At 39.9% G+C, this 21,388-nt stretch carries 15 protein-coding genes and 1 pseudogene; 10 read left to right on the forward strand and 6 right to left on the reverse strand.

Annotation, left to right across the window (positions count from 1 at the left end; all coding sequences use genetic code 11):
• Positions 1-287: 287 nt before the first annotated feature.
• The 3 genes from LC455_RS05890 to LC455_RS05900 all read right to left on the reverse strand — a co-directional run bounded on the left by LC455_RS05890 (position 288) and on the right by LC455_RS05900 (position 7,573).
• Positions 288-4,454 carry a S8 family serine peptidase gene (locus LC455_RS05890; protein ID WP_223589003.1) on the reverse strand — a complete coding sequence of 1,389 codons (4,167 nt, stop codon included), beginning with the start codon at positions 4,452-4,454 and terminating at the stop codon, positions 288-290.
• 417 nt (positions 4,455-4,871) lie between these two features.
• A complete protein-coding gene (locus LC455_RS05895) occupies positions 4,872-6,830 on the reverse strand; it encodes an FtsX-like permease family protein (RefSeq protein WP_223589005.1) in 1,959 nt (652 codons plus the stop codon).
• Positions 6,827-7,573 (reverse strand): ABC transporter ATP-binding protein, encoded by a 747-nt coding sequence (locus tag LC455_RS05900; protein WP_223589007.1) that lies wholly within the window; start codon positions 7,571-7,573, stop codon positions 6,827-6,829. Before LC455_RS05900 ends, LC455_RS05895 begins: the two co-directional genes overlap by 4 nt.
• Positions 7,574-7,803: 230 nt before the next feature.
• Between LC455_RS05900 and LC455_RS05905 the strand changes: the two genes are divergently transcribed.
• The 3 genes from LC455_RS05905 to LC455_RS05915 all read left to right on the forward strand — a co-directional run bounded on the left by LC455_RS05905 (position 7,804) and on the right by LC455_RS05915 (position 10,751).
• The gene (locus tag LC455_RS05905) at positions 7,804-8,373 is read left to right on the forward strand and encodes a sigma-70 family RNA polymerase sigma factor (RefSeq protein WP_223589008.1); all 570 of its coding nucleotides are present in this window, start codon (positions 7,804-7,806) and stop codon (positions 8,371-8,373) included.
• A complete protein-coding gene (locus LC455_RS05910; protein WP_223589010.1) occupies positions 8,363-9,442 on the forward strand; it encodes a DUF4030 domain-containing protein in 1,080 nt (359 codons plus the stop codon). Before LC455_RS05905 ends, LC455_RS05910 begins: the two co-directional genes overlap by 11 nt.
• A 76-nt stretch (positions 9,443-9,518) precedes the next feature.
• On the forward strand, positions 9,519-10,751 hold the full coding sequence (locus LC455_RS05915; protein WP_223589012.1) for an aminopeptidase: 1,233 nt from the start codon (positions 9,519-9,521) through the stop codon (positions 10,749-10,751).
• 75 nt (positions 10,752-10,826) lie between these two features.
• Here the strand turns inward: LC455_RS05915 and LC455_RS05920 are convergent, their stop codons facing one another.
• Entirely contained in the window at positions 10,827-11,642 is an 816-nt protein-coding gene (locus tag LC455_RS05920) for a murein transglycosylase (protein ID WP_223589014.1), read from the reverse strand.
• A 350-nt stretch (positions 11,643-11,992) separates the two neighbouring features.
• On the opposite strand from LC455_RS05920, the gene LC455_RS05925 reads away from it, so the two are divergent.
• Entirely contained in the window at positions 11,993-12,838 is an 846-nt protein-coding gene (locus LC455_RS05925) for a metallophosphoesterase (RefSeq protein ID WP_223589015.1), read from the forward strand.
• Between the two features lie 85 nt (positions 12,839-12,923).
• On the opposite strand, the gene LC455_RS05930 is transcribed toward LC455_RS05925, so the two are convergent.
• A complete protein-coding gene (locus LC455_RS05930; protein ID WP_223589017.1) occupies positions 12,924-13,481 on the reverse strand; it encodes a YkoP family protein in 558 nt (185 codons plus the stop codon).
• A 387-nt stretch (positions 13,482-13,868) separates the two neighbouring features.
• Between LC455_RS05930 and LC455_RS05935 the strand changes: the two genes are divergently transcribed.
• Positions 13,869-14,165, forward strand: a complete 297-nt coding sequence (locus tag LC455_RS05935; RefSeq protein WP_263297692.1) for a hypothetical protein — start codon at positions 13,869-13,871, stop codon at positions 14,163-14,165.
• 97 nt (positions 14,166-14,262) lie between these two features.
• On the opposite strand, the gene LC455_RS05940 is transcribed toward LC455_RS05935, so the two are convergent.
• Positions 14,263-15,273, reverse strand: a complete 1,011-nt coding sequence (locus LC455_RS05940; protein ID WP_223589019.1) for a DUF3231 family protein — start codon at positions 15,271-15,273, stop codon at positions 14,263-14,265.
• Between the two features lie 174 nt (positions 15,274-15,447).
• Here LC455_RS05940 and LC455_RS31660 point away from each other — a divergent pair, with 174 nt between their 5' ends.
• From LC455_RS31660 to LC455_RS05965, 5 genes and pseudogenes are all read left to right on the forward strand, one after another.
• Entirely contained in the window at positions 15,448-16,047 is a 600-nt protein-coding gene (locus LC455_RS31660) for an excalibur calcium-binding domain-containing protein (RefSeq protein ID WP_317851409.1), read from the forward strand.
• Between the two features lie 406 nt (positions 16,048-16,453).
• Positions 16,454-16,654: pseudogene (locus tag LC455_RS05950) on the forward strand (Lrp/AsnC family transcriptional regulator); the annotation flags it as partial.
• 233 nt (positions 16,655-16,887) lie between these two features.
• Entirely contained in the window at positions 16,888-17,238 is a 351-nt protein-coding gene (locus LC455_RS05955; protein ID WP_263297712.1) for a hypothetical protein, read from the forward strand.
• A gap of 174 nt (positions 17,239-17,412) precedes the next feature.
• Positions 17,413-19,374 carry a putative thiazole-containing bacteriocin maturation protein gene (locus LC455_RS05960; RefSeq protein ID WP_223589022.1) on the forward strand — a complete coding sequence of 654 codons (1,962 nt, stop codon included), beginning with the start codon at positions 17,413-17,415 and terminating at the stop codon, positions 19,372-19,374.
• The gene (locus tag LC455_RS05965; protein ID WP_223589024.1) at positions 19,371-21,323 is read left to right on the forward strand and encodes a TOMM precursor leader peptide-binding protein; all 1,953 of its coding nucleotides are present in this window, start codon (positions 19,371-19,373) and stop codon (positions 21,321-21,323) included. Before LC455_RS05960 ends, LC455_RS05965 begins: the two co-directional genes overlap by 4 nt.
• The last annotated feature ends 65 nt before the right edge of the window (positions 21,324-21,388 follow it).

The raw sequence follows: 21,388 nt of genomic DNA on the forward strand, positions 1-21,388 counted from the left end.
GTACAACTTACGGGTGGTTTCGTGAAAAAAGAAAAATAAAAAAAGGCTTAGTGATATTTGCAACTCTAAGCCTTTTTGACTGTGAAATATACTGTGAATTTTATGTGATTTGTTATTTGATTTGGTCTGTACCTCACAAGTGAACCCTTTAGTAAAATAACCCAAGGGTTCCGTTCTTGGCAGCTTTCTTAAAGAGAAGATTTAACCAAAAAAACTGCACCTCAAATTGTTAGAGTGTGTCTAACAATTCGGGTGCAGTTCAAGTCTAATGGTTTTGACCGTTATTCTTATGACTGGATGTAATCATCCAGTGTTTTCCCTTTGTACTGGGAAACCGGTTTATTTTTTGTTGGTATGTCTGGATTCACCATCATGTAATTCATCTCGACAAAGAATAGATCTTTTTCGTCGACAACACCGTCATAGTTGATGTCCGTGTCGCGGTCGTTTGTTCCTAGCTTACTGTTGATGTAGACCGCATCCATGATGTCAATGATATTGTCATGGTTCACGTCTCCTGCTCTCAGCATCGAGTAGTAGAAATACTTGTCTTTTCCAACTGGCACACCATCGAAACTATCGACCATCTCTTCTGCTTTCATATGACGTTCGAAATGACCTGGAATTTTGATCACGATGTCATAGGACTGGTCAAGAAGCGGTAAATTGGAAACGATGAATCTCGCTGCACTGTTGACCGTTGCATCGTAACGTTTTCCGTCTTTAGCACCCACGAGATACACTTCTGCCCCTATTTTAGAATAGTCGCGTTTTGGATCAAGCCAGATTTGATTGCTTGGAATAAATCCATCCGGTAAGAATCCACCCTCTAAAACGGAATAGGTCGGGAGGATGTTTATGTTTTGACCGAATTTGTTATTCAAGGTCATTTGCGGCAACCCTAATAGATTTGCTTTTGCTGTTTGGATATTCAAAGTTTGCACCCATTTTGTATAAACAGGCTGCTGTTCCTTCACTTTAAAGGTAAGTGTCGCTACCGGAATACTTTCATTGATCCCAGCCGTTGGATTATTTCCAGTTAACGCAGGCAATACTCGTATCCAGTTGTTCGACGTGTCGCTTGGGATGTTCTGAGTGGTTATCGTCGCAGTTAATCCCTTTTCCGTCGCTGCATTCGTAAATTCCGTTGTCAACTCTGCTCCTACGTAATCCATAAGTTGTTTTGGATACGTAAGGGTGAAATCGCCACCCATGAAATTTTTCAAATTATGGGCACTTAACGTGATTTTTACAGTATCTCCGTATTTTGCGTTTGTCAGATTACTCGTTAGTTTCGCGTAAGGAACGCCTTTTTTCACCAAGGTGAACGTTGAGTCCGGCTGACCTTGCACGCCGTTCGTTGCGATATCCTGGGCGACAAGGGTGAAACTTGAGAATTCTTTACCTGCTTGAATGGTTCTGGTGTATTCAAAATTTCCTTTGCTGTCCACGACAAGCGGGACGTTGCCAAAAGGGTTTACTGCCCCTGTTACTTTCACTGTATTCGCAGATTGATCCACCTTGTCACCGTATTGATTTAAGAGGTCAACCGTTCCATCGGTGATGTTCCCACTAATTTTTAATCCTGTATCATCCACTTCGTAGACACCGCCAGGCGTGTTCATTTTTAACGTTGGAAGTGTGTTTTCAATCACGATTGGCTTTGACTTTTTAAAAACTTTTCCTTCCTCGTTGGTTCCGACGATTTCTATTTCATACCGTCCAGGTGCGGCTAAGCTTTTCGTGAAATGAACGGGTTGGTCCGGATTTCCGGTAAACGCGTTGTAAAGCCCGTTAAATCCACCATCTAAACCGAAAGTCATGCCTTCATTGAAACCGCCCGTTGCCGTTCCAAGCATCCCTAGCTCTTCGCCAGTGTCGGCATTTTTAAGGAGGATGTCCACAGTCTGCATGCGGCTGTCCAATGAAAAGCCAATCTGGGTAGAACCAGAAATGGCAAACGGTAAATCTCTTCTGGTGTTAAACGCTTTTGTGGATAAAAGAACCTCGTGAATCCCTTCCACCAGTTTGTTTAAGCCAAATGGAATTTGATACGTTTCATTCGCATCACTCTTGTTTGTGATCGTAATATACCCTTCATATAGACCGAGTTCTGCTGTTGTCGGAACGTTTAGCGTTGCTTTGATGTTCGCCTTATCGTTAGTTTCCACTATGACCTCGGATGGTACAGAAAGTGTCACTCCATTTTTTGCCGCATCATTCGAGTATCCTGCGATTTGTTGAAAATTCACCTTTACCTCAAACGATTTGGAAACATCTGAATGGTTTTCTAATGTAATCGATTTTTTCTTCATGACATCCTTATCAGTAGTCACAATTGGCCCAAAACTCATATCGCCGGAGTGCTCCTTAATCGTGATTGTATCACCCATTTCGTCTAAACTTGGCACTTCGTCTTTCACGCTTATAGATGTCGTCGAATGAACCGCTTCATAGATATCCAATCTTCCGGCCCCTTGTTCAAACACGCTGTAAGAACCGTTTAAGCGATCGGCTGTGTTCATTAACGCAAGTTTTACTTGTTCTGGCGTATAATCCGGATGAGTTTGTAAAAGTAAAGCTGCTGCTCCCGCTACATGCGGTGCTGCCATACTGGTTCCATCAAAACGGGCATAGGCGTGTTCATAGTCGTCTTTATGGGCGGCTCCATTATCGTAAGCAGGTACGGATGAAAGCACGGCCACCCCTGGCGCTGTAATTTCTGGTTTAATATCATAATATCTTCTTGCTGGTCCTCTTGAACTGAAGTCTGCGAGTTTATCGCCACCCATACTGATGCTGCCAAACGAATTCAAGGTAAGATTTGCCGTGCCAGCACCCGCGCGAACGAGATTTAAAATCGCATTACCTTGCTCACTCGTCACATTAAAGGTCGGAAGATATTCAAAACTCATTCCTAAATAGTACGGGATATAATCTTCACCCGGAATATTGTTGAAGATAATCGCAGCTTTTGCGCCTGCGTTTTTCGCGTTCACAATTTTGTCGTGAAGCGAATAATCTCCGCGCTCGATCAACACAATTTTATCCTTCACATTTCGTCCGCTGTAGCTAGACACCGCCCCTTTACCAACATACAGAACTTGGTAAGAAGTCCCTGTAAGAGCATTTAAAGGGTTGTAATCAAGGGCGAGCATTCTCATATTTTCTAGATTAGCACTTTGACCAGCTGCTGACGCCACTCCGTTACTTGTTTCAATCCCAAGAGGGGATGTGCTTGCTCCCACGGTAATGCCAAGAGCTGAAGACGCAGGGCTGCCAATTGTCCAATGGTTTGATCCTGCATTTCCAGCTGCCAACACACAAACCGTTCCGGCTAAGGTGGCATTGTTGATCGCAACCGCAAGGGGATCAAGAGGGTTCGCAATCGGCGCTCCTAATGATAAATTGATGACATTCATTCCGTCTTCTAGGGCTTTATCGATACCTGCTAAAATTGCTTCGTCATTTCCGGTTCCATACGGTCCTAATACCTTATAGCCATGAAGCTCCACTTCTGGCGCAACGCCTGTTACCGATAAAGAAGAGTGGTTTTTTCCAGTTCCTGCGATTGTCCCTGAAACGTGGGTACCGTGTGCGGTATAATAGGGTTCACCAGATGTTGGGTTGAATTCAGGTTTTCCAGAATTTTTCCAATCATCATAGGTGGTTTCCATCGGATCATTATCGTTGTTGACAAAGTCATATCCACCTTTATACACATCCTTTAAGTCAGGGTGAGTATAATCGATTCCAGTATCTATGACTCCGACCTTGATTCCTTTACCCGTTACACCTTCTTCATGAAGCTTCTCGGCGCCGATTTGTTCCATATCCGTTAATTTCACGTGGTCGGTATCGGTTGTAGTTGAAGTCATTTCGCCGTATTGTTCGACGGACGGTTCAGCGGTGACGGTCTTGTTTTCATACACCGCTTTTACGGTATCAAGTGTCATGAGCTCCTTCACCTGATTCGCAGGCAAAGTGACGGCGGCACCGTTAAAGGCATGTTTATATTCGCGTTTGATTTCGGCAGAATCCTTTAGCTTTCCATTACCCTTTAGTTGGTTTTTAAAGGAGATATGGGATTGTTCCACTAATTGATTGGAATCATCAAGATTTGCCTTTAACCCATTGGCTTCATTCTTTTTGAAATCGACAACAGCCGGATCCTGTTTAAATTGGACAATCACCGTTAGGGGAGTGTCTTCATTTAAATTTACATCAGAAGAAAATTGAAGGCCTTTGGCGCCGATTTCTTCAATCCCGCCGATTTTGTTCCGGTCGGCGCTCGAGATATTTTTCAAGTAGCTGTCGATATCTTTGATGCCGGCACCGGTATCACCTGCTGCATAGGAAGTTTGTCCAGGGATGAGACAAGTGGCTACTAAACTTGTCGTTAAAACCCCTGCAGATAAAACCTTTAAGACCTTATTTTTTGTGGCTTTTTTCATCGTACCTCTCCTTTGTTTTCGACTTCCATTTTCATTTTACTTTTTATTGAAACCACAGCGGTTTGGGGGATTATGCCCTTATAATTGTGTCGAATGGTTGAGGTTCCGCCGACAAATTTTTTACCCCATTTGCAGAAATCAAGTTTTCATGAGAAAAGCAGGGTCGAATCTTGTTAAAAAATCATCAAATAATTGGGGGAATTGCGAGTGTAACTGAATATTATGAATTTTTTTTAAAATAAAAATAAGCCTAAAGTCCTGTTGTATAACTATTCCTCTCGCGTGAAGGAGACATTTTTTCGGCGGATGTCCACTGACCAATGAAAAACGAGTATAAAAAAAGGAAGCCGAAGGGGCTTCCAACATGACGTTGATTTACTTTAGTAAACTTTCATGTAAATGTTAACTCTATAACACTCAAGGAGAATATTTTTCGTTGACAATTTTGTAGTAAATCGATGTTGAGGATACGTAAAAGATGATATATGTTAACACATACAATCCCATCACAGAAAAAATGATCGTCGTTAAGGAAGGTAAATCTTTTATGATTAGAATGACTGTATAATATAAAAGATACCAGCTGTGTACCAATCCCAGTATGAGGGGCGGTAAAAAGACGAACAGCAATTGTTTGCGAATAATCTTTTTTATTTCTTTGTCGCCAACACCAATTTTTCGCAAAATGGCGTAGTGTTCCCGCTCTTCTGTCGCTTCGCGCAGCTGTTTAAAGTAAATGACACTACCTAAAGCAAACAAGGCAATGACTGCAAAAAACGCAACGGAGAACAATATTAACGAGGACGACTCAACATTAGTGGAATACTGATCTGCATAGGCTGAATAATACGCTCCTTCTTTTTTCTCAACGATATCGTATATTTTTCGCGATACATCGTTGGACGTTTTCGGATCTTCGATTTGATAAAATTCATAGGAAGAAAGAGTACGATCTGCTTTTAAGTTAGCAAAAGCTTCATCTGAAATCACGAGTACAGAAGGTTGAGGAGAGGTATCTCCCCTAGGATTCGTTGGAATGCTTAACAATGGATATCGTATTTTTTCCACTACACGAAATGTATGCTCCCCTAAAACCGTAATGGTTGGCACGGGACTTTTATATTTAGTTGATTCATCCAATCCTCTTGTTAAAACAATTGCTTCTTCCCCTGTTACATTTACTTTTTTACCAACTCCACGTAAATCAACAATCGTATTTAATTGCGACTCAGGGAAAAGGTAAAACTCCTCTGTGTAATATTCCGGATAGTTAAAAAATGTTTTTCTATTTGTGATTTTTTCTGTTTTAATTCCCGTAATGGTCTCATGCCTAATAATTGGATGCGATTCATTCATTATTTGTTCAATTTGTTTTTGTGTTTTATCATCTTGCGTCGAAAAAGCAAAATGATTTGGAAATTCTTTTTTTACAACGTCAGCTTTCACGGCGTAGTCGACAGCAATAAATCCAACTCCAAAAATGACAACAGCACTAATCAGTGAATTAAACGTAAAGTTTATCGTATTTCCTCGAATCGAAAAACGAAGGGAGGAAATCCATAACATTTTGTTACCATGAAGGTAATGTTTGCTTTGACTCATTTTTTGTAAAATCCAACCGGAAAACTGGCGGAAAAATAAATACGTACCAACAATCAATGCCACTGTTGTGGCTATTAATGTTGCATTAAAATGCTCTTTCCAAATGTCTTTGTCTCCTGAAAGAGTCATCGTGTAATAGGACACTAAAATCAAGATGATCGACAATATCGCTAAGACAAATGAAAACTTAAAGGGTTTCTCCATTTTTTCTTTTGCATGAAACAATTCAACTAACTGCACACGACGGACGTTAAAATAACTTTGAATCGTAATAATGCCGATTAATAAAGCGAATAACAGAATCGTTGAGGCGATGGCTTCAAGCGGAAAAGCAAAAGAAATGTTGTCTTTGTAGTGCATTAAGTTCATTAATACCATGCCGAAAAATTTTGATAGCAATCCACCGATTAATATTCCGCTGGATACAGAAATGGCGCTCAAGAATAAGGTTTCAAAAAAGACCATCGCGGCAACTTGCCGTTCTTTCATGCCGTAAAGTAAATACATGCCAAATTCTTTTTTTCGCTGCTTCATGAAGAATGAGTTGGCGTACAAAATAAAAAACACAATCAAGAAAAAGACGATCATCGAGGCAATGAAAATAACTGTTTTGTAGTTTTCTTTATTTTGAATAGCGGCGACTACGTCCTCATTAAACATTAAACCGGAAAAAGTAAAGTAAATGACAACCCCGACAAGCATGGAAATGAAATAGATGGTATACAAACGGAAATTCCGCTTCATATTCCTCCATGATAAATCGATCAAACTCATCGTCGGTCGCCTCCTATGGCGCTTTGAATCGTCAGGATTCGGTCAAAGAATTCTTTTTCCGATTGATCTCCCTTAAACATTTCATTGACGATTTTCCCGTCACGCAAGAAAATCACGCGCTCACAGTAGCTTGCTGCATACGGATCGTGGGTAATCATCAGAATCGTGGTCTTGAATGTTTGATTGAGTAATTGAATTTGCTCGAGCAGCTGGGTAGCAGACCTTGAATCCAGTGCACCCGTCGGTTCATCGGCAAACACAATCGCTGGGTTGGTAATGATCGCCCGGGCTGCGGCTGTGCGCTGCTTCTGGCCGCCGGAAATTTCAGACGGATACTGCTGGAGGATCTCTTCAATATTTAACGCCTCTACGATTTTCCCTAATCGCTGCTCCATTTCATAGACTGGTGTTTTTTGTAACGCGAGCGGCAGCAGGATATTTTCCTTCACTGTTAATGTATCCAGTAAGTTGTAATCCTGAAAAATAAATCCCATTCGTTTTTGGCGGAATTCTCGTAAGGCTTTCTTTTTCAAATCTAACAGCGATTGTCCCTCGATCCACACATCCCCGCCGTTAAAGGAATCAATCGTTGAGAGAGTATTCATTAAGGTTGTTTTCCCAGAGCCGGATGGCCCCATAATCGCGGTGAATTCCCCTTGTTTAATGGTCAAATCAATATTTTTTAAGACTTGTGTTTTTCCGTAAGCTTTCGATAAGTTCTTTGTTTGAATAATCGTTGACATGGCTTCGCCCTCCTTCACCACCTTACTATACCGACTAATCTGCCCCCTAACCATCGATACAACAACATCTAAAGTGACATTTTTGTCATGTTGAAGGGCCATGTGCCCTGGGGTCGGCTCCTGCGGTCTAAACTAACTTGCTCAAAAACGTCCCTTTGGCTAACGAAATTTTTTGAAACCAATGTTTGGATAGCTGCGTCTAAGAAATGGAAAGCAAGGGGGGGGCTTGAATGCTTGTGAACAAAATAGAGAGCCATTCTTCATCATATCAAAGTAATCAGCTATCAAAAGAAGAACAGCTTCAGCAGTTAATGGAAGAGTATGGAGATATGGTAATGAGACTGGCATATACTTACTTGAAGCAAAGAGAAGTAGCTGAGGATATTTCACAGGAAGTGTTTATCAGCTGTTATAAAAACCTGGAAACCTTTCAAAATAATTCAACCTACAAAACGTGGCTTTACCGAATTACTGTAAACAAGTGTAAGGATTATTTTCGAAGTTGGTCCTATAAAAATATTCGTTATCAAGATTTGTTTCGTTCCGTTTTTAAAAGTGGAGATAAATCTGTTGAATCAAATGTTGTCGATAAAGAAAATCAAGAAATGATATTTGAACAAGTTTTGTCACTTCCGATCAAGTTTAGAGAAGTGATCATTCTTCATTATTATGAAGAACTATCCATCAATGAAATTTCCATCCTATTAGAAATTAACTCCAATACAGTGAAAACAAGACTGCATCGTGGCCGGCATTTATTGGGAAGCTTTTTGAAGGAGTGGCAAACCTATGAATCATAAATGGAAGTATCCAAGCAAGCATTCTGAATTAAAACAACTTCGTTTTGAAGAAAAACATATGGAATATGTATTGAATTCAGTAACAGAAATCCAAAGCAATAACTCAGCAAATGTAAAAAATAGAACTGTCTTTAAAAGATTCGGATATTCAACCATAGCAGCGGCCGCTATGTTTATTCTTATTGTAGGTTCTTCGTACTTTTCATTGGACATGGCAAAGGTGGCAGCAAAAATCCCTTATTTTAGCTTATTTATCAAGCAGGAAGAATATAAATATGCTCTTCATGAAGTAATCGTTGATGTTATCAATAGAAATCATTATAAAGTGGTTGATGTAGAAGTCTCTATTCCGAAAAGGAAAATTACTGTTTCACTGCTTGGATCTAAAAAGGAAGTAAATTCTATCAAAGACGAAGTAATCACAAAAATGAACAGGGAATTAGTGGCGAAGAATTTCGGGAAATACATGATTGATATTATAAAAGGAGAATTAAAAGATCAAGGTCGAGAGCTCACCCCAGAAGAACAAAAATATATGAACGATAGTATGGAACTTGAAAAAAAGGTGACCGATTTACTTAATAAAAATAACTACAAGCCGGCGTTTCCAATCGAAGTCCGCATTAATAGTATCGAGAATTTCATCTATGTTGCTTTGCCTAATACCGAAAGTAAACAACGGGTTTCCGAATTAAAGGAGATGCTAAAATCGGTTACCAAGGAATATGGGGAATTTAGAATGAGAATTACGAGCATCGACATGAAAGCACGAGAACAAGAATTAAGATGGGGAAGTAGTCAGATAATAGGTATTATTGGGAGTGGATTGATGTCAGATAAATCTTTTAAAGTGACTGGTTTTTCGTACTCATTCCATCCATACCCATTAGAAATGAAAATAAAGACATCTGTTAAATCGACAGATCCGGAGGCAAAAGAGCTTGCGAATGAAATCATGAATGAAATTAACGAATTCATTCAAACCCATGAACTTACAAAAGATGTGCGTAATGATGAGTACAAGGTAATGATCTATGGCAAGGATAAGAAAATAGTAGACATAGATTAATATTCTAAATAATATGTATGTTCAATGACGTTAGTAATTAGTAAAATTATCTATACAATACAAAGGGGGAAATGATTTGAAAACTTTCCAAGAAAAATTAGAGAAATATGCTGCTCTGGCCGTTGAAATCGGAGCAAATGTTCAAAAGGGGCAGATTTTATTTATATCAGCCTCTATTGAAAGTTATGAGTTTGTTAAATTACTAACAAAAAGAGCTTATGAAATCGGTGCAAGCGAAGTCATTTATGAATGGAATGATGACGCTTTAACCCGAATGAAATATGAATTAGCAGCCGATGAAGTTTTTAAAGATTTCCCAACCTACCGTGTCATGCAGCGTGAAGAGCTAGCTGAAAAGAATGCTGCCTTTATCTTGATTGATTCAAGAAATCCAGATCTATTAAATGGAATTGACTCAGAGAGAATCTCGAATTTTAATAAAGCATCAGGTACAGCACTTACCAAGTTTCGAACCTATATGTTAAGTGATAAAATTGCCTGGACGATTGTCGCTTATCCTAATCAGGCTTGGGCCGATAAAGTGTTCCCGAATATTGATAAAACGGAACGAATCAATGCGCTTTGGGATGCTATTTTTTCTGCAACGAGAATCGACCATGAGGATACAATTGGTGCATGGAAAGAACATATAGCAGTTCTAGATAGTAAAGCGAATTATTTAAATGGACGAAAATACAAATCACTACATTACCGTGCCCCAGGAACCGATTTAACCGTGGAACTGCCAGAAAAACATAAATGGGTGAGTGCAGGAAATCATAATGAAAAAGGGACACTTTTCATAGCGAATATGCCTACAGAAGAAGTGTTCACTTCTCCTAATAAATACGGGGTAAACGGCATTGTTACCAGTACAAAACCGTTAAGTTACGCAGGAAAACTGATTGAGAACTTTACCTTAACATTTAAAGAAGGTAAAATCGTAGATTTCACCTGTGAAAACGGGTATGACACACTTAAACAATTAATTGAAACAGATAATGGCAGCAGGTATCTTGGGGAAATAGCTCTCGTTCCGCATCAGTCGCCAATTTCAAACTCAAACACCATTTTTTATAACACCCTTTTCGACGAAAATGCTTCCAATCACTTAGCAATTGGCGAAGGATTTCCGTTTTGTTTAGAAGAAGGAAAAACGATGTCTAAGGAAGAACTTGCGAAAATCGGGTTGAATGAAAGTATGACACACGTAGATTTTATGATTGGTTCGCATGAAATGGATATAGATGGGGTCCTTCCAGACGGAAGTATCGAACCCGTTTTCCGAAATGGGAACTGGGCATTTTAATTCCCCCTTTTTTGAAACGAGATGAAATGTTCTAGGACAATAATGGCCTCTGTCAACTTTGTGTGGCAGAGGCCATTAATTCATAGCTTTAGCCCCTCGTAAGTATTGCTTTAAGTCACCAGAGGATTTTATATCTTCCAGCTTCTTTTTAGACACCTCATCACTAGAATCATAGGAAAAATGAAAGAGATAGTCTCTACTTTTAAGGTGTTTGTTTAAAAAAGCCTGGTAATTAAGCTTTTTGTCTTTGTCAGATATTTCTTGTTCAAGTTTTTCGTCAAAGTAATTAATCTCAATGCTGAAAAACTTCAATTCCTGGGCCATCAAGTACTGGATCAATTTGTAAACCTTATCTAACTGATGGTCCATTTCATTGGTAGAGTTAAGCGTAACATTGGCAAAGATAATGTTTCCAATCCCTTTATGCTCTTGTTCATAAATTTCTTGATAGGTGTTAGAGATGTTGTATTTAGTATAAGTTTCATCCGGAAATGAGACATTTACCATATATGAGTAATTTTCAAGGGAGTCATACAGCCCTTTATATACTAAACCAAATTGTTTGTTCAGCTCAGCACGCCATTTCATGTCTAAGTAATCATCGGACATTGGCTCCATATCTTCAGTAACTGAAATACGAACAGTTAGGTTGGGGTTTTTCTTAGGGTGAGAATCAATCCGGTAAGTACCCACATCATCGCCCAGTGGTTTTGAAAAGCTTGATTCATCAATAACAAAGTCTTCGTTGTATTTTTCCTCGAGATGCTTTTCTGCAGCTTTTTCAGCTTTAGAACTAATTAGTGGGAAATAAATATAGTCAAACAAAACTACACCAAATATGAATAAAAAGATAACTGGAATAATTAGTAAGACACCAAGTGCTTTTGGCATTTCTACATCTCCTAAAAGATAGGTATTTTTATATAATACAAGACGTATAGAAACAACTAAATGTTTCAATGATGGTAAAAAGATACTGCATTTTGATGGCATAAACCGAGCATTACCGTTTAGAGAGCTCTAACAAGAAAAAATCAAAATTTTAGGAGGAAAACAAGAAATTAAAAGGACAATTGAAAGTAGCTTACGCAGATGTATATAAAAGATCAAGCTCCTAACTTTGATGGCTTTTCTTATTAAAGTAACGTGGAAAGGTAAAAAGACCCTTGGATTTTGTCCCATGAATTACCGAAAGAATATTTTCTTTTTTCATGTATAATCGTATTGGAGGTGAGTTGTAATTGATATTGTTAGTAATCCCAGTTTTATGTATTGTATTTGTGTATGTAATAAATCGGGCTTATAGGAACACAAAGGATATCGTGATCAACAAAATTCAGGTAAATCCAACTGCTGACCATGGTCCCGTTTTAAACATTTTGCAGCTTTCCGACATGCATCTTGAAAACATCTCAATTTCCCCGGATCAGCTTTACGAGAAGTTGAAAAACGAAAGCATTGATTTAATCGCACTTACTGGGGATTTCCTCGACCGAAAACGTACAATCCCTAAGCTTATTCCATATTTAAAGGCTTTAAATAAATTAAATGCTAAACATGGTATATATGCAGTTTTAGGTAATCATGATTATGTTCTGCGCGGAAAGAACCTGCAGAAGTTAAAAGAAACACTTGAACAGCATGGCTGTAACGTTATGCAAAATGAAAACAAAGTCATTCATGTAAAGGGACATCCTGTAAATATTATTGGCGTTGATGATTTCAGTACAGGACGCAGTGATTTGGCTGCTTCTTATGTAGGCTTAGAACATGGATCCAATTTGGTATTAACCCATGACCCGAATCTTGTTCTTGATATGAAAAACTATTACTTTGATTACTTGTTGGCTGGTCATTTTCACGGCGGGCAAATCTGTTATCCTAAAGCGTATCACCTTGTAAAAATGGGGAAACTTGTGAGAATGAACATGATAAAAGGGCTTCATGTGCAAGATGGAAAGACGTTTTATATTAGTGAGGGACTAGGGCAAACAGGAGTGAATATCCGTATTGGAAGCCGTCCTGAAATTACGTTGCACCAATTATCAATAGCATCAGCTAAAAATGAATCATTAGCTGCAATATAAGAAAAGGGCTGTTATTGTATGATCAACAGCCCTTCTTTTTGTACTTTAGAGTTCCTAATGGAAAGTGGAAACTACCTGCCTGTTTTTACGTTTTATGCATACTGGATAGTTTATCCTTTGACATAAATAAATAACTCGATGCAGGTAGCTTTCCTATTTTTTTAAAGGCTGGTTTTGTTGTGGACAGAAACATGATTGGTAAATGGGATATCCACTTAAACCATTTATAAACAGGATGAGAAATAGCAATAACTTCAAATCCCAGACGTTCGCAGCCTCTGTTTAAGGAAGTAATTCCAATAATGCCCCGTATTTCATTGGAATACTCATGATCTCGAATATACCTTTCAATCGCCGGTAATGATCGTTGGACGCGTTGATAAATGAGTCTTGCTTTTTTGATTTCACTATGTACATGCTTCAGTTCATTCAATAATCTTACATTATGTAAGTGGATTTTGACTAACATATCATTTTTTTTTATTTGAGTGCCATCTGAAAGCATCACATCTCTTCCTTTATAGCGAGTAAGCCGTACCCTGAAAATATTATCCGCTTCTTTGGTCGGAAGATACATTAGTCGGGTGCAACTGAAGTATAAAGGATCTAGTATGTTCCATATTGATAATAAGTAGCCTTTCATGCTTCTACTTCCTTTTAGAACTTTTACCATAGTTTGAAACGGGTTGGAAGATTTATTTCTGGTAAATTCATCTTACACTGAGTGTGAAAATAGATCTGGTAGAAGCTATCCATATTTTATATATAACTTATTCACCGAAGAAGCATTGTAAAGAAAAGTTAACAACAACCTCATACATATTATTACTAAATTCTTTTAAGAATCCATGTGAATCATTTTAGAAAGTAGGTTATTTTTCCTATAAACTAATACCTGATATTACCTAATCATAAAATATCTTTAGTTTCAAAACTAAGCAAAATGTTGCCAACATAATTGCTTCTTTAAAAGTAAAAATTAATTCGGAAAGTGAATTGCTTTCTAATTCTTTGACAGGGTGTGTATTATTTGAATAACTGGATACCTGTGCTTTTGAATATAGGAACAAGTAAACCTTTTTTAAATATATTTAGGAGAAGAAGAAACAATAGAGGAATGATGTGGGGGTCTTTATTAGGTCTGGGAGTCAGTGCAGCTGTATTTGGATTAAGCAGAAACCGAATCATAAACAAAAAAATGATGGGGCCGCTTCAAAATTTAATGAATAAATCTCCCATAGGAACCAATCAAAGACCTAATTTTGTAGGATTAACAGATTTTGCTAAGGAATTTGTTCCCAATAAAAATCCACTCAATAACAAATAGCTTTATAAAAATGCCCACTTCAAGGTGGGCATTTTCCGTGTCAACGGATCATTTTAGTTGAACAAAAGTCCATTTCGTACTTCTCTTAACATTGCATTCACTGCTTATTAGCTAACTGATCCCGATCTGGTGCTTGTGGTGGCTGCTCTAGCCAGCCATTATCAATCATTATATTGGCTCCATCTTCTGCATATTGTACAATTTCCACCATTAATCGAGAATAAAGCGCTCCTAAATCGCGTCTTGGACTTGTTCCAAGACTAGCCCCATAATGGGTGATTCCTATCGAAGTTAACGCTGTTACATGGTACATCATCAACTTATCGGAAAATGGGGCAACCGTAGAATCTGTTGCTTCAGCATCCCACTTACTAGCTGGAGAAAGGTGATCCTCACTTAATACCGAACCGAAAATTTCAATATGTTTGGCTGAAATGTCTCTTCCTCTCACCATAAAGTTACGAACCTCTTGAGACCTCGCTACTTGACTAAATCCTGTGACCAGTGCTTCTCCTAATATATTTCGTATCATACTAAAATAGATATTTGCTATTTCAATTGCATTAAGAGGTCTACGCTTACCAAACCAACCTGTTAAATAACTTTGTTTTTGAACATATTGAACTCGTTTTGGTTTTGGAATATGCGGAGATCTCGTATGGTTTCCCTTCGATAACAATACTTGTAATGCTTGGTTAAATAGTTGTATGTATTCAGTTAGACAGTTGGTGAAATATTGACTTTGGTCTAATCGAGAAGAATTAGCTAGAGCGATCCCATATGATTCAATTCCGATTTTTCCCATATTGTGAATGTATGTCAGATAGAACGTATCCGTAAATAAAGGAGGGGCTTGTAAATTTAGATCCTCATTTTCATTAAATCCGTCCGGTATTGGAATTTGTTCTTCGTTAAACATAGCAGTTAATTGTTGAAGGTGGGATTGTGATAACTGTAACGCAAATTCTAAAACGTTCCGTATTTCTGTATCTTGAACGGTGGCTAAAGCATATTTAATGAAACAAATGATCATAGTATCATTTTGGTAAGCCGACCAAAGATTTGCCATTTCTGCAGATGTTAAATCAACATGATGTTCTGTTTGCATCGAAATTCCTCCAACTTTTTATGCTAGCAATAATTTCTCCAATATCAAATTTAATATGTATAATTGGCTGACTAATTTCGAGAAAACTAGCTTATGTTGAAGAGATTGTGAAGGATTATCATATGGGGAATTTGAATTTGTTGGAATTAAGATAAAAAGGATTACAGCTTTAGTTTGGAATCCTTTTTAAATTATATAAATTTATTCGCTTTTCAAAGTATTTTAGTAGATAATAGTATTGGTATTTCTACAAATATTTACAAAAAGGGGATAATTATGAAGAAATTAACCTACTTATTTATGGCGTTTTTATTAGTTTTCCTTGCAGCTTGTTCATCAAATGAATCAACTAGCAAAGAGGAAAATGCTGAAACAAAAAAAGAAGAGAAAAAGAAAGAAGAAGCGGAAACTAAAGCGAAGGCAGAAGCTGAAGCCAAAGCGAAAGAAGAAGCTGAGGCTAAAGCAAAGGCAGAAGCTGAAGTCAAAGCGAAAGAAGAAGCTGAGGCTAAAGCAAAGGCAGAAGCTGAAGCTAAAGCGAAAGAAGAAACTGAGGCTAAAGTAAAGGCAGAAGCTGAAGCCAAAGCGAAAGAAGAAGCTGAGGCTAAAGCACAAGCGGAGGCTTCAGCAAGTTCGACTACTTCTAGTGGAGGGTCAGAGTTCTTTGCCAATTGTACTGATTTAAGAAAGGTATATTCAAATGGCGTACCAGCTGATCATCCAGCGTATCAATCTAAAATGGACAGAGATAAAGATAATTATGCTTGTGAGAATTAGTAGACTTATGAGGTAATTTATTTGTTTTAATCGGCCCCTCTCAAATAAATGAGAAGGGCTTATTTTCTGTAAGGATATAACTTCTTCAACTATCGGAGCAGAATAGTTTAATAACTGCACAGTTACTGCCCCCACCAACATTGGTAGGGGTTTTTGTGTGTACTAATATCTCATTTTAGAGTGAAGTAGAGGGATTGCGTGACTGGGAGAGTGTTATGTAAATAGGGGGCTATATGATGCTTTCACACGGTTTTTCTATCACAATTTAAAACACGCTGAAAAGGTAATTACAAGTTAAGTGAAGTTGAATTTTATTCTCTGTTTTGCTATTTAAATAAAAATAAATAATACGTTATTATGCAAGTAATACAAAACATAATTTCGACGGTTAATTGGAGGTTGCGAAATGGCGATTGTTCTTGACGATTATGACAAGGCAATATTAAGGGAATTGCAGGAAGATGCTTCAATTTCAAATTTAAATTTATCAAAAAAAATTGGGCTTTCCCCATCAGCTTGCCTTGCTAGAACAAAAAACCTAGTAGAAACAGGCATTATTAAAAAGTTTACAACTATTGTTGATGAGAATTACCTAGGGATATCTGTTGGATTACCCATGGCCTGAAGTCAATGAAAATAGGCTTATGAATCAGTTACAATACCCATCCCAATTACATAATTTGTTGAAGAGAAGACTTTAGGTATTGGTGGATATATCTGTAAGCCTATTGATTTCTTGTCATGATGTCTCTGTCCCTTTTTCATGTGGCCGGCAAGTCATGCCGATTTTATATACTATACGGAGGTATGAAAATGAATCCTTGGCAAAACGAACTCCAAATGTTGAATGTTGGTGATTTCCAGGCGAGCGAAGCTGTTCCTTTTGACTTAAACCAGTACTATATTGATCAGGCACGTCAATTCGGTGGCCTTGGCGGTGTCGGTGGTGTCGGTGGTGTCGGTGGTATCGGCGGTATCGGTGGTATCGGCGGTTTTCACCGCTGTTCTAGCTGCTTTAGTTGTTCTAGCTGCTTTAGTTGTTCAAGCTGCTTTAGCTGTTCAAGCTGCTTTAGCTGTTCAAGCTGCTTTAACTGTTTTAGTTGTTTCAGATGCTCTAGTTGTTTTCATCATTGCGGAGGTCATCGCTGTGGAGGCTGTAGCCGATGCGGCGGACACCGTTGCGGCGGTTAAAAGCTCTAGTTTTGGAATAATACAGTGGTCCCTCCATGTAAAGAGAACGCCCCTGCATGAGTTTTTGCAGGGGCGTTCTGTATTAGAAAGACATATGGGACAAATGGAGATACATAGGATGATAGTGATGAATTGATGCAGATTTGAGGATCATTGCAGCTAAGGAGGAACGATATGACAAGTTTGAACCCTTCTATGCGTCTTAAGGTAAAAAGGGACACTTTTTTTCTCCCTGATACTAACAATGGGGTGTATTTTCGGAACAACATAAGCTCGTTCCGTATGGAAGGCAGCTCGATTAATCAGTGGGTTGAAAAGCTGATTCCGATGTTCAACGGAGAGTACACGCTGGAGAATTTAACAGACGGATTACCGAGCCAATACAGGGAACGGGTGTATGAAATTGCGGAAGTGCTGTATCGAAATGGGTTTGTCAGCGATGTAAGCAAAGACCATCCTCATCAATTGGAGGATCACTTGATTAAAAAGTATGGTCCTCAAATTGAATTTGTGAACAGCTTTGTCGATTCGGGGGCATATCGTTTTCAATCCTATCGGCAGGCCAAAGTGCTGGCAGTTGGATCGGGTCCTTTTTTTAGTTCGTTAGTTGCATCGTTGCTGGAATCGGGTTTGCCCAAGTTCAAACTCCTAATCACGGACAAGATACCGACCAATAGACGGCGGATAATGGAACTAGCAGAGCATGCTCGTAAAACAGATCATGAGGTGGAAGTGGAAGAAATTTCATTTGAGGAGAATGGGGTTAGATTTTGGAGGGAAATCATCCAATCATTTGATGCCGTTTTGTATGTGTCAGAGGAAGGCGATCTGGAGGAACTGCGACTTCTTCATTCGGTTTGCCTGGAAGAGAAGAAGATTTTTCTCCCTTCTATTTGCTTACAAAAGATCGGGATAGCGGGGCCGCTAATACATCCAAACTCTGACGTGTGCTGGGATTCTGCGTGGAGGCGATTGCACCATTCTGTGCTTATGAAAGACAGGCAAATAGCCGGATTCTCTTCCAAAGGGGGAGCGATGTTGGCAAATGTAATTGTATTTGAATTGTTTAAAGAGATTACTGGAGTGACCAAATCAAAACAGAATAATGATTTCTTCCTGCTTGATTTGGATACGATGGAAGGAAAATGGCATTCGTTCCTTCCGCATCCACTCGTGACTGGACGGATATCCGCTAAATGGGTGGAGGATACCGAGATACTGGCCGAACATGGCTTGAGAAAAGGTGAGCCAAGTGAATTGCTTCTTTACTTCCACCAGTTAACATCAAAGGAAACAGGAATTTTTCATATTTGGGAAGAGGGGGATTTAAAGCAGCTTCCGTTAGCTCAATGCCGCGTCCTAGCCGTTAATCCGTTGTCGGAGGGCCCTGCTGGATTACTGCAAGAGATAGTCTGTACAGGTCTGACACACGAGGAAGCAAGAACAGAGGCAGGGCTTGCTGGGATTGAGTCATATGTGTCTCAAATGGTCGATCTAATTGTTCCAACATTAGCATGTCATTCAGCTGGTAATAGTTTGATAGAATCACAAGAATTCGTCGGCATTGGTGCAGGGGAAACCGTTGCGGAAAGTGTATCTCGCGGGTTGCAAAAGTGTTTGGAGGATGAACTGAGCAAGCAGCATCTTAGTAAAGAGAATTCTGTCGCACAAGTGCAGGTTAGGAAAATGGAAGATGAAAAGTGCAAGTTTTATTTGCAGTCATTGACTACCTTGCAGGGAGCGCCGATGATCGGATTAGGCAAGGAAATTTTGGGTTTCCCTGTGGTATGGGTTGGAACGAATGAAGGATGGTATCGCAGTGTTGACTTGAATATAACGCTGGCTTTACGGAAGGCGTTACAAAACGCTGTTTTTGGAATTCAAAACCAATCATCATTCAGCCCGGAACTGCCACTGAAGCTTAGGTCAGTCCATCTCGAGGACAAGGAGCCGCAGAATATTGATATCCCTGCCAATAATGAAAGGATTGAAGCTCATACTCTAAAGTCTGCATTAGAAGTGTTGGAACAAAACGATAAGCGGCTTTTGGTCTTTGAACTAGAGCTTGAGCCTTTTATAAAAGAGAAATTGGCAGGAGTGTTTGGTGTATTGCTTAAAGGGGAGGAATCCAGATGAACCCAGTCGTATTGGTTGTCGGAGAAGGGGTGGTGGCGGACCGTGTTTGCGAAGAATTATTCACCCATTACCATGTAGTACGCCAAACCCAATTTGGGGCATTTTTACCGAAAAAAATGGATTTAGCTCTGGTATTGCAGGATGCCTGGAATCCCTCTGACCATCAAAAGGCAGAAGAGGTTTTTAGGCAAACCCGCACTCCGTGGATGCGAGGGTTCGTTTCATTTGGAGAGGGTATAGTCGGGCCGCTTGTTCAACCGGGGGAACCGGGGTGCTCTCATTGTTCGGATATACGGCGTTACATGGCAATGGCAGGACGCGATCGGAAAGAGATGCGGGAGTTGCATGGGAGGCTGAAGGAGGACGGCGGAATTCAGCAGGATGCTTGGGCATCTCATTCAGGGCTTTTGCAGCTGGCACATTTCATTGGGGCGGAAGTAGACCGAATTTTGCAAGGTAATGATGCCCGCTCGGAAGGACAGATAGGTTTAATCAATTTGAAAACCTTAATGAGTTCATGGCACACCTTTCTGCCTGTCCCATCGTGTCCGGTTTGCAGTGGTGTACGCGACGATTCGGAGGAGGCTGCCCGCATTTCATTGCAGCCAAGTCCGAAGGTCAGCGCTGACAGTTACCGCAGCCGATCGTTGGAGGAGCTGAAGAAGGTCCTGGTTAAAGACTATTTGGATCATCGAACCGGTTTGTTAAATGAAAAAATGGTTTATCTCGTACCGCCATTTGCCGATGTCAGTGTCAATCTGCCTTTGCTGCAGGGGGATGAGGGAACTGCAGGCAGAACCAATTCGTTTGAAGTAAGTGAGTTAACCGCCATTTTGGAAGGACTAGAGCGGTACTGCGGACTGGAACCCCGCGGGAAACGGACTGTAGTCTACGATAGTTTCATGAATTTGAAAAATAAAGCACTCGATCCTATCAAAGTAGGTGTGCACGCAAAGGAACAATATGAGCGGAGTGGATTTCCATTCCAAGCTTTTAATCCTGAACGACCAATGAATTGGGTTTGGGGTTATTCATTTTTGGTAGAGCGTCCCATTCTTGTACCCGAATTGCTTGCTTATTACAGTTTGGGATGTGGGCAACAAGGATTTGTCTATGAAACTTCAAACGGATGCGCGTTAGGCGGAAGCATGGAGGAGGCCATTTTCTACGGAATTATGGAAGTTGTGGAGCGTGATTCATTCCTGATGACCTGGTATGCGCAGTTGCCCCTGCCTCGTCTTGACCCAACTTCCTCAGACGACCAAGAATTACAGTTGATGATCGATCGCATGCGGGCCGTTGCGGGATATGATCTGTATTTATATAACTCGACAATGGAGCATGGAATTCCAAGTATTTGTGCGATTGCAAAAAACAGAAAGCAAAAGGGATTGAATCTCATCTGTGCAGCTGGAGCACATCTCGACCCGGTGCGTGCGGTTAAAAGTGCAGTTCATGAGCTGGCCGGCATGATGCTGACTCTTGATGAGAAATTTGAGGCGAACCGAGAGGAATATTTAAGAATGATACAGGATGCATCCCTGGTGCAACAAATGGATGATCATGGCATGCTCTACGGTTTGCCGCAGGCAGAGGAGCGTTTTAAGTTTTTACTGGATGATAATCGCTCGTTGCGGACATTTGCTGATGAGTTCAACTGGAAGTCGAATCATACGGACCTTACAGAAGATCTGAAGGATATTCTTCAAGTTTTTCGCCGATTGGAACTTGATGTGATTGTGGTAGACCAGACGACACCGGAATTGATACGGAACGGATTGTATTGCGTAAAAGTGCTGATTCCGGGGATGTTGCCGATGACTTTCGGACATCACCTTACCCGCGTAACGGGTCTGGAGCGGGTGCTGAAGGTCCCAGAGGAACTCGGATATTCGGAACAACCTCTGACAGTTGATCAGCTCAATCCACATCCGCACCCGTTTCCATAAGGGGTGGCTAGGCTATCCAGCTCCCCATCGGTTCTTACCGAAATCGCCCTTGGTTGAAGGGGAGT

The sequence above is a fragment of the Neobacillus bataviensis genome (genome assembly GCF_019969725.1).

Bases quoted from the DNA above. Each gene is read 5' to 3' on its own strand.
- LC455_RS05890 (WP_223589003.1), bottom strand. From the start codon at position 4,454: ATGAAAAAAGCCACAAAAAATAAGGTCTTAAAGGTTTTATCTGCAGGG.
- LC455_RS05895 (WP_223589005.1), bottom strand. From the start codon at position 6,830: ATGAGTTTGATCGATTTATCATGGAGGAATATGAAGCGGAATTTCCGT.
- LC455_RS05900 (WP_223589007.1), bottom strand. From the start codon at position 7,573: ATGTCAACGATTATTCAAACAAAGAACTTATCGAAAGCTTACGGAAAA.
- LC455_RS05905 (WP_223589008.1), top strand. From the start codon at position 7,804: ATGCTTGTGAACAAAATAGAGAGCCATTCTTCATCATATCAAAGTAAT.
- LC455_RS05910 (WP_223589010.1), top strand. From the start codon at position 8,363: ATGAATCATAAATGGAAGTATCCAAGCAAGCATTCTGAATTAAAACAA.
- LC455_RS05920 (WP_223589014.1), bottom strand. From the start codon at position 11,642: ATGCCAAAAGCACTTGGTGTCTTACTAATTATTCCAGTTATCTTTTTA.
- LC455_RS05930 (WP_223589017.1), bottom strand. From the start codon at position 13,481: ATGAAAGGCTACTTATTATCAATATGGAACATACTAGATCCTTTATAC.
- LC455_RS05940 (WP_223589019.1), bottom strand. From the start codon at position 15,273: ATGCAAACAGAACATCATGTTGATTTAACATCTGCAGAAATGGCAAAT.
- LC455_RS05955 (WP_263297712.1), top strand. From the start codon at position 16,888: ATGTTGAATGTTGGTGATTTCCAGGCGAGCGAAGCTGTTCCTTTTGAC.
- LC455_RS05960 (WP_223589022.1), top strand. From the start codon at position 17,413: ATGACAAGTTTGAACCCTTCTATGCGTCTTAAGGTAAAAAGGGACACT.
- LC455_RS05965 (WP_223589024.1), top strand. From the start codon at position 19,371: ATGAACCCAGTCGTATTGGTTGTCGGAGAAGGGGTGGTGGCGGACCGT.